Source organism: Saprospiraceae bacterium (assembly GCA_016710235.1).
Taxonomy (GTDB): Bacteria; Bacteroidota; Bacteroidia; order Chitinophagales; family Saprospiraceae; genus Vicinibacter.
Map to the genome: position 1 here is coordinate 2899597 of JADJLG010000001.1, position 14069 is coordinate 2913665.

Below are 14069 nucleotides of genomic sequence, written 5' to 3' on the forward strand. Positions count from 1 at the left end.
CATTTTTCGATTAGACGTGATGATGTAAACTTTCTTGTAAAAATGGATCATTTTTCGGAACGAGAGGAGCTTTAGCCAAAAAGTGCAAAGTAGTTGCTATGAATAATGCTAAATAACCCAACATAAATCCGATATCTGCGATCCCCGGTATTGAAAATCCCATTTTGAATGAAGAAGCAGCTTCGTGTCCGTGCCCCGTCGCAGCTTCTGTCGCAGCTGCTGCATGATTCATTGATTCTTGAATGGTATGTAGGGCTCCCGGCTTTATCATTTGGAAAAGATCTACCCAGTGACCTATGAAAACCAATAGTGCTGCCAAAATCATTGTACCATATTTTCGTTTACTATCATTTCTCATTAAAATTAAAAATGGCAAAAAGAAATTGACAAGCAAATTACCATAAAACAATGCCGGATATTCTTGGATCCTTGTTTTAAAATAAATCGTTTCCTCTCCAACGTTTCCATACCATATCAACATGTATTGAGAAAACCACAGGTAAGTCCAAAATATAGAAAATGCAAATAAATACTTTCCTAAATCGTGAAAGTGCTCTGAATTGACATTGCTATAATATCCTCTATTCTTTAGATAGATCAACAGTAATATAGTCAAAGCGATCATACTTACAAAGCAGCTAGCACTACAGTACCAAGCAAACATGGTGCTGTACCAATGAGCATCAACTGACATGACCCACAACCAAATAGCAGCGGCACTTGAAAATCCTACGATTGGTAAAAAAATTGCTGCATAAAATTTCATTTGATTATAGTGGGAATGATCTTTTCCGCCATGATCATCTTCATGAATACTTAAGCTTCTCAGTTTATGAGCAAAAAATATCCAAAATCCCATAATAATTGAACCTCCAATAAGGTACCAATACTTATTCAAAAAACTAGATTTTCCGGTCAAAACAGCATCACTCTGTACAGCCGGTTCATCTGCCCAATGGTATAAATGATGCCAATGAAGAAATACACCTAAACCTATAATCAGCATCAACACAAATCCCACCAACATAAATTGCGACATTGCTTCCCACACTCGCTTGAATCCAACACTCCACCCTGCGTAAGCAGTTCGATTGACTGCAACAAAGAAAATTGCGAACAATGCAATGAGAGTAAAGTAAACGCTATTGTGTAAAAAATTAGTCCAGAATCTTGAAAAATGCTCGTCGTCATTTAACAATATATAGATCATAGATAGCAAACCAATCCCACCCATGATTCCCAGAATCAATTTGTCACGATTGGGTAATTGTATTGAGTTCATTTGATTTCTTCCTGTTTTGTTAGTCTAACTTATTTATTTTTCTTCACCGGAGGTGTTACAACAGGTGTTGCAACATTCACTGTACTTTTTACCGCTTCCAGCTTTGCAATAGAATTGGTTAAGGTATTTTCTTTTTCAGAATAAACCAGATTTTTTGATGCAGCTTGCAGCGCACGAATATGGTGGATCACCTGCCATCTCTCTTCATAGGAGAGTTTATCAGAATACCCACCCATTACATTGAAACCGTACATGATAGCATGGTAATATCTTCCTTCTGATGATGTAATGAATTCGTCTTTCAAGAAGTTGGCCGGTTGCGCTGGATAGACTCCACCATCTTCCCTGACGAGATACCCCGCACCATCGCCTTTATCACCATGACATATGGCACAATATATACCATATAATTGTTTACCTTTTTCTAATCCTTGAGCAGTAATAGGATAAGCATTTCTAGTTATTTCTTTTTTTGCACGAGTTCTTTCTTCTTCAGAATCTCCATACAAATAAGCTACTTTGCCATTTGGGTTTACCCTGATTGCATTATTATATGCATCTCCAGACATTGCCATTTGATAGGCTTGGCGAGAAGAAGAGTCACCCGATAAATTTCCCCAATATCCTCTTGCTATTGTATTTTTTACAGGTTTGCGAGGTGAAGCATAATTTAAATATTCATCAGAATCCCAAGTATGATACCAATAGTAGTTATTGACATTTGCTTCGACCGCAGTAGAATGTACCATATCAGGCATATACTCATGTCCCGGAGAATTCCCTCCTGCAGGAGAACACGATTGCCCTACAAAGGCTATAAATATTGCGAAACTAAATATCTTCAATGTTTTCATCTTAGATAGTTTTTGTGTTTACTTCTTCTGCACCAGTATCATGAAAGAATGACTGAGCCTGTGCAACAGAAATCTCTCCTTTGTCAAATGCTATGCAGAACTTATCATCTGTAGTGCGCAAATCCAATTGAGGATTTGAAACCCCTGGCCATAATCCGCATATTGTATAGAAGGTTATCGTCATCCCCCATGCTGCAAAGAGCACAGTCATTTCAAAAGTAATGGGAATAAAGGAAGGTACGGGCCAATAAGGTTTTCCTCCAAAAATAATTGGCCAATCACTGGTAAAAATCCAAGTCATCCCTAAAAAGCCTGTCAGACAGCCTATTAATCCATAAACAAAACCCGCATGATGAAGTCGTGACTCCTCTAGTCCCATCGCTTGATCCAACCCATGCACCGGAAATGGAGTAAAAACATCCATGATTTCAAGATGATCTGCTTTGGCTTTTCTCACTGCACGAAGCAATATCTCTTCGTCATTGTATATTCCGTAAATTACTTCTTTATGATATTGACGCATCGTTATCGAATTTTAATAATTAATGGTGAATGTTATGAGAACTTTGTGATGAATGGTGTGAATGGTTCGCATGCTCACCGATATATTGATCTCCACCTGCTTTAAGGATATGTTTGATTTCAGCAATTGCTACCACAGGAGCTACCCTTGTAAAAATCAGATATAATGTAAAGAACAAGCCTATCGTACCTACATAAATACCAATTTCAACCCAAGTTGGTTTATAATAGCTCCAAGATGATGGTAAATAGTCCCTTGCGAGTGTTGTTGCAATAATTACAAATCTCTCGAACCACATACCTATATTTACGAAAATAGACATGAAGAAAGTCACAAAAATGCTTCTTCTGAATTTTTTAACCCAAAAGATTTGAGGTGAGATAACGTTACAAGTCATCATACCAAAGTATGACCACCAGTATATACCCATAGCCCTATTGAAAAAAGCAAACTGTTCGTACACATAACCTGAATACCATGCGATGAATAACTCTGTTAAATAAGCAACTCCAACGATGGTACCAGTAACCAGAATAACTTTATTCATGGATTCGACGTGTTCCAAAGTGATATATTCTTCAAGATGCAAAACTTTCCGTGTAATCACCATGAGTGTTTGAACCATCGCAAAGCCTGAGAAAATCGCTCCTGCAACAAAATACGGAGGAAAAATTGTAGTATGCCATCCGGGAATTACTGAAGTCGCGAAGTCAAAGCTGACTATAGTGTGTACAGAGAGTACCAGTGGTGTAGAAAGCCCGGCGAGAACCAGAGACAATGATTCCCATCTTTGCCAATGTTTTGCTGATCCAGTCCAACCGAATGAAAGTGAGTTGTATATTTTTTTTCTTAAGCCTGTAGCGCGATTTCGAATGGTGGCAAAGTCAGGTACCAAACCAGTATACCAAAATAATAAAGACACTGAAAAGTAGGTCGAAATTGCAAATACGTCCCATAATAAGGGTGAATTGAAGTTTGGCCATAAAGGTCCTCGTGTGTTCGGATAAGGGAAGAAATAATAAACAACCCAAATTCTACCCACGTGGATCAGTGGAAATATAGCCGCACAAATGACCGCGAAAATCGTCATCGCTTCTGCTGCTCGGTTTACTCCAGTTCTCCAACGCTGTCTGAAAAGCATCAAAATCGCAGAAATCAATGTACCTGCGTGGCCTATACCGATCCACCAAACGAAATTGGTGATATCATAACCCCAACCTATCGTCCTATTAAGATTCCAGCTACCTGTGCCCATCCATATGGTCCAGAATATGCAAAAGAATCCATAGGACATTACAGCTACAGAAATAATAAATGCTATCACCCATGATCTTGAAGGTGATTTTTCAGTTGGAGAACACAAGTCTTCTGTAATCTGATGGTAGGTTTTGTGTCCTTCTACCAACGGACGCCTTACCGGAGAAACTACTACTGACATTTTCTGTTTTTTAGATATAATTAAGCATCCAGGCTTTCGTCCCGGTTAATGACTTTCATTGTATAATTTACCACTGACTGCACGTTGACCTCTTCTAACACAATATAGTTTAAAGGATTCTTCAACTTTCCCGTTAATACTCCACTTTCATTATTCATATCACCAAATGTAATGGCTCCGGTCGGACAAGCGGTCTGACAAGCTGTCTTTACATCAGAATCGGTTAAACTTCTTTCGTCTTTTTTTGCATTGAGTTTGCCTTCCTGAATTCGTTGTACACAGAAAGAACACTTCTCAATAACCCCTCTGGACCTGACGGTTACATCTGGATTCAGAACCATTCTAACCAGATTCTCTGCATAAAATGGTTTATCTGTTTCTTTATTTATATTATGTTGATTCACAGGGAATAAATCTGCTGCCATGAAGTCATACCAGTTGAACCTTCTAACTTTATAAGGGCAGTTATTTGCACAATATCTCGTGCCAACGCAACGATTATATGCCATTTGATTTAAGCCCTCTGAGGAGTGATTCGTTGCATTTACAGGGCATACATTCTCACAGGGAGCATTGTTGCAATGTTGACACATCATGGGTTGATATACGACATTCGGACTTTCTACGTCTCCATAGAAATATCTGTCAATCCTCAGCCATGTCATTTCATGATGTCTTGAAACTTCACGTTTCCCGACGACCGGTACATTATTCTCAGCCATACAGGCTACAGTACAAGCGGCACAGCCAGTGCAAGCATTCAAGTCTATGTGCAATCCCCAGTGATGCCCCGAATTATATAAGTAAGAATGCCCTGGATATAATGTATGTGAGTTAAGCTTTTGTGCCTCGGCTCTTTCTTCTTCCAAATGTTTTATCGCCTCAGGCAACTCTTTCAAATTGGCATGACGTAATACTGTACGTTTGGTCAACGAGCCTTGGTACCCTTTGGTCAAAGGTTTGAAAGCGTCATCTACTAATGCGGCTTCGTCAGCATTTATCTTGTTACCTGTGCTGGTTTCGATCGCTGTGACTCCCAGAGTATGATGATGTTGAACACAGGCAAAATTTTTCTCTATATCGCCGGAACTATTTCCAACCTTTATGTCTGTCAAAAAATATTGTGTATAACCATCTTTGACCGGAAGTTGATTATAAAAATCAGTACCAATACCTGTGCCACATACACCTGCTTTTGATCTGCCATATCCCAATGCTATAGATACCGTACCTTCCATTTGTCCAAATTGCTTGAAGGTACCTACCTGGTAAGTGTTTGAACCCAGGGATAAGTCTACCAATTCGCCGTTTTCTTTCACATTGTAGGCAGAAATGAATCTGCGATCTCCATCAAAGCGAATAGGTATGGCAAGATAATTTCCCCATACGGTCCTCATGACCGGATCGGGCATTTCCATCAACCACGGATTGTTTGCATACTGTCCTCCTCCCATATTCACTGCTTCATAGAAAGAAATTTCGGTCTCCGCACCAGAAGGTTTAGTGATCAGCGATGCTGCTTCGGTTACATTCGAAGAGAATGAAGAGGCAAGTTCTGGGACAGACAGTTCAATGACACCATCATGTAATGCTTGATCCCATGAGCTATTTTTTGCCTTAGATAAAATATTCTGAGACCAATAGTTCTTCAAATATTCGTAATAAGCTTGTTCAGCTTTAGCATTAAAATTGGCTGATTCGGTCCAAGTCAGTAAAGAAACGCCAATTTGTCTAGTATTGAAAAGCGGATTGATCGTAGGTTGAATCAATGAAAAGCGGCCACGCTGGATTTCTACATCCCCCCATGATTCCAGATAATGGTTATCTGGTACCAATACTTTGCACATTGACGCCGTTTCGTCTAAAATCGAGTTTGTGCAAACGGAGTTCTTTACTTTTGTCAATGCCTCCGCAAAAGCCGCACCCATTGGGTAGTCATAACAAGGATTAGCACCAATAATAATCAGAGAAGATATTGAACCAGCTTGCATGTCTTTAAGCAATTGCGCCATATCTTGATCATTCCCTTGTCGTTGCATGGATGCCCTAGAAAATGACAAGGTCTGACCTACATTTTGTAATGCCTGATTGATTGAATTGATGAGAATTTGCTCTCCCAGATTATTACTAGAACTGATGACCAAAGACTTTCCTTTGGCTGCTGTAAGGCTTGTGGCTACTTTAGTTAGTGCTGCTTTTGCTTTATCATTTAAGGCAGGGCTTGTAATAGTTGCACCTCCTGTCTGTGAAGCGATCGCATTGTATAAAAAGGCGATAGCTGCCCCTTGTTCAGAAGGCTTCACCAATATCCGGTTGTCAGCATTAGATCCTGTCAGGGACATACCACTCTCTACCTGTATATGCTTACTCATTGAAGCATTTTTAGCATCAATTTTGCGTCTTTTTGCATACTGAGCTGCATATTCAACCGGAGATATCCATGTGCCCAGAAAATCGGCATTAAAACTTACGATTACATCAGCGAGATCAAATCTATATTCCGGAATTGCGCGCTGATTAAAATTTTTCAGGTTAGCATCCAACATAGCTGCTGACGAAATTGGATCATACATAACATGCTTGGTGCCATTATACTTTGCCGAAAACTCAGAGATTGCATTTTTCAAGCTTGGGCTCATCATTGTACGTGATAAAATCCGTATTTGACCGCCTCCTGAAAATTCCTTTTTCAACAAAGAATCAATTTCATCCCAACTTTTCTCCATCAGACTTTGACCATCCATGATGGCAGGTTTTCGAATTCTATTATAATCATATAGACTCAGCACTGATGCCTGTGCTCTTGCTGAAGTCCCTGCTTTGAATATTGGCGAAAGTGAATTGCCTTCAATTTTGATAGGTCGGCCTTCACGTGTTTTTACCAGTACTGAGCAAACGTCACCACCATCTACAAATGTAGAAGCGTAATAATTTGCCACTCCGGGTACGATATCATCCGGTCTGATCGTGTATGGGATTGCCTTTTTAATTGGAATTTCGCAAGATGCCAATGTGGCAGCGCCTACCCCAAAGCCTAGAATCTTTAAAAAATCCCTGCGGTTACTTTCAATCAACCCTGCTCTCTCATCTTCAAGAATAGATTCTACGGCAATGGGTTGAAGTTCGTTAGACGATGATTCAATAAATGAAATGTCACCAGACAAATCTTTGTCATCAATCCAACTGTTTTTGTGAAAATTTTTCATTTCGTCTCCTTAAATTAAGAAAATCAATAATGGCATTTTTGACAATCCAATCCTCCGATATCAGACACTTTTACAGATTGTCGAGTACCTGCTTTGAGTTCATCGTGGAAAGTTCTATAAGAATCATAGTATTTATTGTCTTTGAATTGGACATCTGATTGTCTATGACAATTGATGCACCATCCCATTGAAAGTGTCGAATATTGCTTCATTACATCCATTTCTTCCACCTTTCCGTGACAAGTCTGGCAAGCCAATTTACCTACAGTCACGTGTTGTGAGTGATTGAAATAAACATAATCTGGTAAGTTGTGAAGTCGGACCCATTCTATTGGCCCGCTCAGTGTTTGTTTTGTATTACTTGTCATACTCTTGACAATTCTTGCCCACTGCTGATCGATTTGTGATTGTCCAGCTTCTGAAATACTAGTGACTTCATTTTGCTTCATCCAATTGGTTCCAATCCAATCCTTATAAATCTTACCTATTTCTTCATTAGATAATTGATCATAGTTTTCTATGTATTTATCTTTGGATGGATCAAATCCGGCAGATACGAAGATCTTTGTAATTTCCTCTGTGCCATATCTGGAACCTTTTTTGATCGCTTTGTGACAATTGACACAGGTTCCTGCTCCAGGTATCACGCTTTGCTTAGATCTTCTGGCGCCATCATGGCAAAACTTACAATCGATTTTGTGTAAGCCGGCATGCACAGCGTGTGAGAACTTAATCGGCTGTGTGGGAGCATAATTTTGACTGCGTCCGAGACTGATGGCATTGTTCACTGTAGTATATCCCCCAAACAAGAAGAGAGCAAACAATAAAAAACCTAATACTGCACGACTTCGAAGCGACCTCCATAGTGAAGGCTGCTCAGCCTTTTCATCACCTGCAGCTACTTTTTGATAATAAGTTAACTGCGACATGATGTTCCACAGAAAAACAGCTAGCCCAAGTAATATCAATGCTATCCCATAATACCACATCGGGTTAATCTTGGGAGTAATTGCAGCAGGGGCTCCACCTTGAGTCGCAGCTGCTGGTGCACCATATGTACCGGCAGCAACACCATTGACATACAAAATGAGGCTTTCAATTTCGTCATCGGTTAAATTCGGAAATGGAGTCATGACAGATTTCCATTTCGCAAACAATTCGGTAGCCTTGGGATGGCCTTTCTTTACAAGTCCTTGAGAATTGCGTATCCAACTATATAAGTCTTCCTTTGGGTAAGAAGACCATCGTTCAGTGAACCCTGACAGAGCAGGCCCTGTCATGTCATCTTTCATGCTTTTGTTGTGACAAGCCGCGCAGTTGTTCTTGAATAAATTTTTTCCAACTTCAATATCTGGTGCGGCAGATAGAACTGCGGAAAAGAATACTAACGCCAGGATCGGAAGAAACAGTCGTTTGCAGCTCATAACAGATTGAATTCTAAATGGGTATAAATATTTTTTCATTATATGTGAACAAACCTCACATTTTCGATGCAAATTTAACAGGATTCAGTGCAAATCAAAAATAATCATCGCGATTCTCCTATGAAAAAATATAAATATTTTTTTAATATGTCACAATCGATTGATTGTCTTTTGGTTAAATAAAAGTTAAGAGTAAAAATATTTTTCGATCCCTTATTCTTAAATGAATCCATATAGCTCAATCTTGTTGACTTCTCTGGTTGGTCCAGACGTAGGAAAATTTTCTCCATTTCACCAATTGCAATAGATTATTCCTCAAACCATTAAATTTTATTTATCAAATGTTAGTCCAAGGCAAAATAACTATCGGAATACTTTGTATTCAATACTATACAGCGATAGGTGCTTTGATTGCCGGATGGAAACTGTAGTCTTCCAGAGTGAAGTCTTCGTATTCAAACTCATCAATTGACTGTACCTTAGGATTCAATCTTATCTTAGGCAATACGAATGGAACTCGATCTAGCTGTAATATTGCTTGATCCACATGATTATTATAGAGATGTACATCCCCAAAACTGTGGACAAAATCCCCAACTTCTAATCCAGAAACCTGCGCAATCATCATTGTCAGCAAAGCATATGAAGCAACATTGAATGGCACTCCCAGAAAAACATCTGCCGATCTTTGGTATAACTGGCAGGAAAGCTTTCCTTCAGATACGTAAAATTGAAATAAGCAATGACAGGGGCTGAGAGCCATATGCGGCAGGTCGCCAACATTCCAGGCGGAAATGATCAAACGTCTGGAATAAGGCTCAGTTTTCAAAGCATTTATAGTATTCATGAGCTGATCGATGACTCTACCATCCGCAGCCTCCCAAGCGCGCCATTGTTTTCCATAAACTGGACCCAAATTACCAAATTCATCAGCCCACTCGTCCCAAATGCTCACTCCATGCTCTCGTAGATAACCAACATTAGTATCCCCTTTAATAAACCACAATAGTTCATAGATAATGGACTTTAGATGCATCTTCTTTGTAGTCAGCAAAGGAAAACCTTGGCTCAGATCAAAACGCATTTGATAACCAAAAACACTTCGAGTACCAACTCCTGTTCGATCTGATTTAACAGCCCCTTGCTGGAGAACATGATTGAGTAAATCCAAATAAGCCTTCATATAAGATTCAAAATTATATATATTAATACATAATGTGTACTAAGGTTGAAAATTGAAAGAATAAACAAGCTAATAGACTTACAGGCATAAGGCATGATGTCGGGCGCAAACTAGAAATGGACTAAGCAGCTCGTGCCACACTCCTGATTTCTTTTCAATTATAGCAATAAATTTTCATATTTAAAGCTTTCAAAATCTATTCATTAGAGAAAATATTTCTAATTTTGTTGAGGAATTTGCTCGTTTGGGTATACCGAGCGAAAGATATTCATGTTATAAGTAATTCAATAGAAGCAAAAGTGAAAGAAAAAGTATTGGTGACAGGCGGCAGCGGATTCATTGGTTCAAATCTTGTAGAAGTATTGCTGGATCATGGTTATAACGTCAGAATACTGGATAATTTTTCTAGCGGTAGTCGAGATAATATTTCAGAATTTAATCATCTCCCAGAATTCGAAATCATGGAGGGTGATATACGCGATTTGCATTGCTGTCTCCAAGCGATCAAAGATGTAGACAGTGTCATACATCTGGCAGCTTTAGGGTCAGTTCCTCGATCCATATCAGAACCCATCAACTCAAATGAAAATAATGTCAGTGGCACTTTGAATATGCTTGTGGCAGCCAGGGATAGCAAAATTCGCAGATTCGTGTGTGCTAGTAGTTCTTCAGTATATGGGAACAGTTCACAAATTGGAGATCATCCTGTCCAAAAAAAGGAAACTGACTTCCCTGCTCCGGTTTCACCTTATGCGATTACAAAATACGCACTAGAGTTGTATGCCAGACAATTCTATCATTTATATGGTTTACCTACGATTGCTTTACGTTTTTTTAATGTTTTTGGTAAGAAGCAGAACTCATTCTCGCAGTATGCAGCTGTAATTCCAATATTTATCCATCAACTATTGCGCGGAGAATCACCTACAATATTTGGGGATGGGAGCACGAGCAGAGACTTTACACATGTGGACAATGTAACTAAAGCTTGTGTGCAATGCTTGACTGCGCCAAGAGAGGCATTCGGACAAGTATTCAATGTTGCCTGTGGAGATAGCATCACTTTGAGTCAACTTTATGATGCAATACGAACAGAACTGGGTTCGAATATCAAACCTCAATATGCCTCTGAACGGCAAGGCGATATCAAATTTTCAATGGCGGATATTCAAAAAGCTCGCGATATTCTGGCATATAATCCAGAATTGAGCTTTGAACAAGGAATAAAAAAAACTGTGCGTTGGTATGTTCATCAAACACAAATACAAAATTCGTTTCGGCGGAATGTAACTTCATGATTTTCAGTAAAAAAACATATTCTGTCTCTAAATATTTTCATACCATAAAGTACCTGAAATGGAAACAGATATTTTTTAGGATATATTATTCTGTTGAGCGAAAGTGGAACAATATTATAGGTAAAAAGTACAGAAAGATTAGTTCCCAAGCAATAGTAAAAAAGCCGATTCATTTCACAAAGTATACAACGAGTTCGGATTCTGCTGATTTAGACCATTTAGTGTTCAATTTAATAAATAAGTTGCACAAATTTGAAACCATTAATTGGAATTTTAGCGGCAATGAGAGGTTATGGATTTACCACCTGAATTACTTTGACTGGATTTTCAATACGAGCTCAAGTACAGAACTTATTCTCAATGTCATTAATCAATACCACGATCAAATCCAACTAAACTCTGTGGGTCATGAACCCTATCCATTATCGAGAAGAATCATGAGTTTAATACAATGGTTAGCCCATAATAAATTAACCTGGGATGAAATCGATTTACATTTGTTTACACAAACCAAATGGTTGGCAAAACACACAGAGAAGCATCTTTTGGGAAACCACATCCTGGAAAATGGATTTGCACTGCTCTACGCTTCAATTTATTTTCAAAATGATGAATTTTATAAACAGGCAAATGAACTTCTGACAGTTCAATTGGGAGAACAAATATTAGATGATGGAGCTCATTTTGAACTTAGTCCAATGTATCATACCCATGTGCTTGAAAGAGTGTTAGATAGCATTCAGTTGCTCAGGAACAATTCTACATTTGAGAAACAAGAGACACTCAAGTTCCAGCTTGAACAAATTGCAGCGAACATGCTTTCTTGGTTAAATAAAATGCAATTTCGTTCTGGGAGTATTCCACAGGTCAATGATTGTGTAAGCATCAATGAATATAAATTGAAAGAAATTTTTTCTTATACGAAACTATTGAGTCTAGAAACTAGGAATAATGCCTTACACAATAGCGGCTATAGGATGTTCAGGAAAAATAAATTTGAATTACTGGTTGATGTTGGACCAATAGGTCCGAAATATATCCCAGGGCATGCCCATGCGGACAGTCTTCAGTTTCTACTCGAAATAGCTGGAAAAACCGTTGTAACAGATACAGGAATTCACAACTATAGTGAGTCGCAAAGCAGAATCTATGAGCGATCTACAATGGCCCACAATACTATTTCTATTGAAAATACCAGTAGTTCGGATATATGGGCTTCATTTCGTGTCGGAAATCGCGCCCATACAGAAATATTAGAAGAAAGTGATGAACACATCTGTGCAAGGCATCACGGTTACAGATCCAGATATGGAGTGTTCCATGCCAGAGAAATCCAGTGTCTATCAGATGGAATCTCTATTCGAGATCAACTCATTGGTAGAAAGAATAAATTAGCTCAAGCGAATTTTCATTTTGACCGAATTCTTGAAATGTCTGAAATACAAGGTCATGGAATTTTTACAAGAGAATTCAGTTTTCAGTTCGAAAATGCGATTTTAGTAAACCATGAATATTCGCTCAAAGGAGTTGATTTTAACCGAACAAGAAAAATTAGCAAGGTAGTCGTGGATTTTATGAATTACCTCGAGACGACAATTATTGTTCACCCATCATCGAAGAAGGATTAATAAATGAAAATACTTTTTCTGACTGACAATTTTCCACCTGAAGTAAACGCTCCTGCTTCAAGGACTTATGAACATTGCGTCGAATGGGTCAAACAAGGCGTTGATGTAACCATCATAACATGCAATCCTAATTTTCCCACAGGAAAATTATTTCCAAATTATAAAAATAGATTATATAATGCAGAACAAATCGAGGGTATAAAAGTCATCAGAGTGTGGAGTTATATCACGCAAAACGAGGGATTAATAAAACGCACTTTGGATTATGCTTCCTTTGCCATAGTATCTTTTTTTGCAGGAATATTCCAAAGTGCAGATATTATTATTGCGACCTCACCTCAGTTTTTTACAGCAATTTCTGGTCACTTTTTATCTTTGGTTAAAAATAAACCATGGGTAATGGAAGTTCGAGATATATGGCCTGAATCCATTGCAGCTGTCGGAGCTTTAAAAAATAAATTCGTTCTTGGGTTTTTAGAAAAAATTGAATTACATCTTTATAAAAGTTGTACTAAAGTCATCGTTGTCACAGAAGCATTCAAACGGAACCTCATAAGAAGAAATGTACCACAGGATAAAATCCAAGTTATAAAAAACGGTGTTGATTTAACAAGATTTGTTCCAACAAAAAGCACAACGAACCTCAGAAAATCATTAGGCCTTGAAAACAAATTTTTGATAGGATACTTTGGCACACATGGTATGGCACATAAACTGGACTTTATTCTTGATTGTTGTGCCAAAGTAAGTTCGCCTGAGATATTTTTTTTATTTATTGGAGACGGTGCTGAGAAGAAACATTTGATCAAGCAAGTTCAAGAATTGAAACTCACTAACGTACTCATGCTACCAAGCGTGGCTAAAGAGCTTGTGGTTGATTATATTTCCATTCTTGATGTTGCCTTAGTAAATTTAAAAAAATCTAAAACTTTTGAAACAGTCATTCCTTCAAAAATATTTGAAAATGCTGCAATGCTTAAACCATTGCTGTTGGGCGTCGAAGGTGAGGCAAAACAACTGGTCGATACCTATCATTGTGGATTTTGTTTTAGGCCTGAAGATGAAAATGATTTTTTAAACAAACTCAATCTTTTATTTGAGTCGAGGCATGATTTTGTTGTCTACCGTGAAGGTTGTACCAGATTAGCAGAAGACTTCAATAGAACGAAATTGGCAATACAGATGCTGGAAATACTTAAAACAATATTACCTAATAATAAATCTATTAGTTGA

At 38.3% G+C, this 14069-nt stretch carries 10 protein-coding genes; 3 read left to right on the top strand and 7 right to left on the bottom strand.

All coding sequences use genetic code 11. The annotated features are described in order from the left end of the window. Positions 1 to 10: 10 nt before the first annotated feature. The 7 genes from IPI99_11455 to IPI99_11485 form a co-directional block, all read right to left on the bottom strand. Positions 11 to 1282: a hypothetical protein gene (locus tag IPI99_11455; GenBank protein ID MBK7341135.1), complete on the bottom strand. Its 1272-nt coding sequence runs from the start codon at positions 1280 to 1282 to the stop codon at positions 11 to 13. A 29-nt stretch (positions 1283 to 1311) separates the two neighbouring features. Continuing rightward, positions 1312 to 2136: a cytochrome c gene (locus IPI99_11460; protein MBK7341136.1), complete on the bottom strand. Its 825-nt coding sequence runs from the start codon at positions 2134 to 2136 to the stop codon at positions 1312 to 1314. Between the two features lies 1 nt (position 2137). After that, positions 2138 to 2659, bottom strand: coding sequence for a DUF3341 domain-containing protein (locus IPI99_11465; GenBank protein MBK7341137.1), 522 nt, complete (start codon positions 2657 to 2659; stop codon positions 2138 to 2140). Positions 2660 to 2678: 19 nt separating this feature from the next. Then, a complete protein-coding gene (gene nrfD, locus IPI99_11470) occupies positions 2679 to 4097 on the bottom strand; it encodes a polysulfide reductase NrfD (protein MBK7341138.1) in 1419 nt (472 codons plus the stop codon). Positions 4098 to 4117: 20 nt separating this feature from the next. Continuing rightward, a complete protein-coding gene (locus IPI99_11475; GenBank protein MBK7341139.1) occupies positions 4118 to 7303 on the bottom strand; it encodes a 4Fe-4S dicluster domain-containing protein in 3186 nt (1061 codons plus the stop codon). Between the two features lie 23 nt (positions 7304 to 7326). Further along, entirely contained in the window at positions 7327 to 8727 is a 1401-nt protein-coding gene (locus IPI99_11480) for a c-type cytochrome (protein MBK7341140.1), read from the bottom strand. A 388-nt stretch (positions 8728 to 9115) separates the two neighbouring features. Beyond that, positions 9116 to 9910, bottom strand: a complete 795-nt coding sequence (locus IPI99_11485) for a thymidylate synthase (GenBank protein ID MBK7341141.1) — start codon at positions 9908 to 9910, stop codon at positions 9116 to 9118. 287 nt (positions 9911 to 10197) lie between these two features. Between IPI99_11485 and IPI99_11490 the strand changes: the two genes are divergently transcribed. Genes IPI99_11490 through IPI99_11500 form a run of 3 tightly spaced genes read left to right on the top strand, consistent with a single transcriptional unit; the run spans position 10198 to position 14069 of the window. Next, on the top strand, positions 10198 to 11208 hold the full coding sequence (locus tag IPI99_11490; protein MBK7341142.1) for an SDR family oxidoreductase: 1011 nt from the start codon (positions 10198 to 10200) through the stop codon (positions 11206 to 11208). Further along, complete coding sequence (locus IPI99_11495) at positions 11205 to 12836, top strand: alginate lyase family protein (GenBank protein ID MBK7341143.1); 1632 nt, start codon at positions 11205 to 11207, stop codon at positions 12834 to 12836. Before IPI99_11490 ends, IPI99_11495 begins: the two co-directional genes overlap by 4 nt. 3 nt (positions 12837 to 12839) lie before the next feature. Beyond that, positions 12840 to 14069, top strand: a complete 1230-nt coding sequence (locus IPI99_11500) for a glycosyltransferase family 4 protein (GenBank protein ID MBK7341144.1) — start codon at positions 12840 to 12842, stop codon at positions 14067 to 14069.

What these genes read in the sequence shown, in the direction of transcription:
- IPI99_11455 (MBK7341135.1), bottom strand. Translation starts at nt 1,282, where the DNA reads ATGAACTCAATACAATTACCCAATCGTGACAAATTGATTCTGGGAATC.
- IPI99_11460 (MBK7341136.1), bottom strand. Translation starts at nt 2,136, where the DNA reads ATGAAAACATTGAAGATATTTAGTTTCGCAATATTTATAGCCTTTGTA.
- IPI99_11465 (MBK7341137.1), bottom strand. Translation starts at nt 2,659, where the DNA reads ATGCGTCAATATCATAAAGAAGTAATTTACGGAATATACAATGACGAA.
- nrfD (MBK7341138.1), bottom strand. Translation starts at nt 4,097, where the DNA reads ATGTCAGTAGTAGTTTCTCCGGTAAGGCGTCCGTTGGTAGAAGGACAC.
- IPI99_11475 (MBK7341139.1), bottom strand. Translation starts at nt 7,303, where the DNA reads ATGAAAAATTTTCACAAAAACAGTTGGATTGATGACAAAGATTTGTCT.
- IPI99_11480 (MBK7341140.1), bottom strand. Translation starts at nt 8,727, where the DNA reads ATGAGCTGCAAACGACTGTTTCTTCCGATCCTGGCGTTAGTATTCTTT.
- IPI99_11485 (MBK7341141.1), bottom strand. Translation starts at nt 9,910, where the DNA reads ATGAAGGCTTATTTGGATTTACTCAATCATGTTCTCCAGCAAGGGGCT.
- IPI99_11495 (MBK7341143.1), top strand. Translation starts at nt 11,205, where the DNA reads ATGATTTTCAGTAAAAAAACATATTCTGTCTCTAAATATTTTCATACC.
- IPI99_11500 (MBK7341144.1), top strand. Translation starts at nt 12,840, where the DNA reads ATGAAAATACTTTTTCTGACTGACAATTTTCCACCTGAAGTAAACGCT.